This is a genomic window from Bacillus pseudomycoides DSM 12442 (assembly GCF_000161455.1).
In the GTDB taxonomy this organism is placed as follows: Bacteria; Bacillota; Bacilli; order Bacillales; family Bacillaceae_G; genus Bacillus_A; species Bacillus_A pseudomycoides.
In genome coordinates this window covers 4858643-4859862 of the sequence record NZ_CM000745.1, presented here as the reverse complement: position 1 = coordinate 4859862, position 1220 = coordinate 4858643, and the positions used below count along the sequence as shown (strand labels likewise).

2 protein-coding genes are annotated in these 1220 nt (G+C 29.2%); one reads left to right on the top strand and one right to left on the bottom strand.

The annotated features are described in order from the left end of the window. On the top strand, positions 1-223 hold a 223-nt coding region (locus BPMYX0001_RS24645; protein WP_279626197.1), incomplete at its 5' end, for an amino acid permease C-terminal domain-containing protein. 379 nt (positions 224-602) lie between these two features. On the opposite strand, the gene BPMYX0001_RS24640 is transcribed toward BPMYX0001_RS24645, so the two are convergent. Continuing rightward, entirely contained in the window at positions 603-1103 is a 501-nt protein-coding gene (locus tag BPMYX0001_RS24640) for a GNAT family N-acetyltransferase (RefSeq protein WP_006096908.1), read from the bottom strand. Positions 1104-1220 lie beyond the last annotated feature (117 nt).

Below are 1220 nucleotides of genomic sequence, written 5' to 3'. Positions count from 1 at the left end.
AGTTATCATCCTTCGTAAAACACATCCGAAATTACAGCGTGGATTTATGGTACCACTTGTACCAATTTTGCCGATCATTTCAATTGTTTGCTGTTTATTCTTAATGCTAAATTTACCGTTAACAACATGGGTGTACTTTGGTGTTTGGTTAGCAATTGGAGTAGTTGTATACTTTGTTTATTCGAAAAAACATAGTCACCTAACAAAAGAAGAAAGCTCATAGTTATTGTAATACAGATGAAATGATTCTATACTTATCATTTCATCTGTATTTAGAAAGTTTTATATGAAATAAAAATATGAACAATTGCAAAGACTTTAATTTCAAGGTTATATATTTCTTTTTCATATAAAAAACTAATATTCTTGAATTCGACATACTTCTTTATAAAAGATACATGATGTAAGTGATATACTTAATACTGTAGTAAATGAATTGTGTCCAAGTACAATAATAATTACTACATTTCACATAGGGGTAGTACCACATGACCATCAAGCTAAGATCTTGGGGTACCCCCTAAACGAAATTTTTACTTTTCTACATTTTGTTATCTTATTGTAAGCGTTGATAACATAAGATTCGTTATCAGAAGTAAAACCTATACATTTAAAATCTTAGACATATAATAACTATCAACTAAATCTCCATCAACAACACAAGAACCTCTTTTTATGCCCTCAATCTCATAACCTAATTTCTCATATAAAGAAATGGCTGATGTATTATTTACTCTTACAGTCAACTCTAATCTGATTACACCAAAAGTCTTTGCCCAATTTTCAAGTTCTTTAAATAACTTAGTTCCAATTCCTTTTCCACTATTTTCATGAGTTACACCAACAACAATATAAACACTATGCCTAATTCTTTTAGGTTGACCACCAATTGCCATCAAGTATCCTACTAATTCATCTTCAATCTCAGCAACAAAAATAGCTGAATTAGAAGATTGAGACATTCTTTTGATAGCACTTTTTTGTTGTTCAATTGTAGTAGTTCTCTCCCCTTCCTTAAATAACATAAATTCCGTTTCTTCATCAATCTTTCTACATAATTCTAAAAAAGGTTCTGCATCTGTTTCCTCGATTAACCGAATCATAACTCATAAACCTCGCTTTAATTAATATGTTGCAACAATAAATAATTCGACAAATATATTAAAAAATCATCTTATTTAAACTATGAATAACCTATATATATAAAGTTTACATAGGAC

Bases quoted from the DNA above. Each gene is read 5' to 3' on its own strand.
- BPMYX0001_RS24640 (WP_006096908.1), bottom strand. From the start codon at position 1,103: ATGATTCGGTTAATCGAGGAAACAGATGCAGAACCTTTTTTAGAATTA.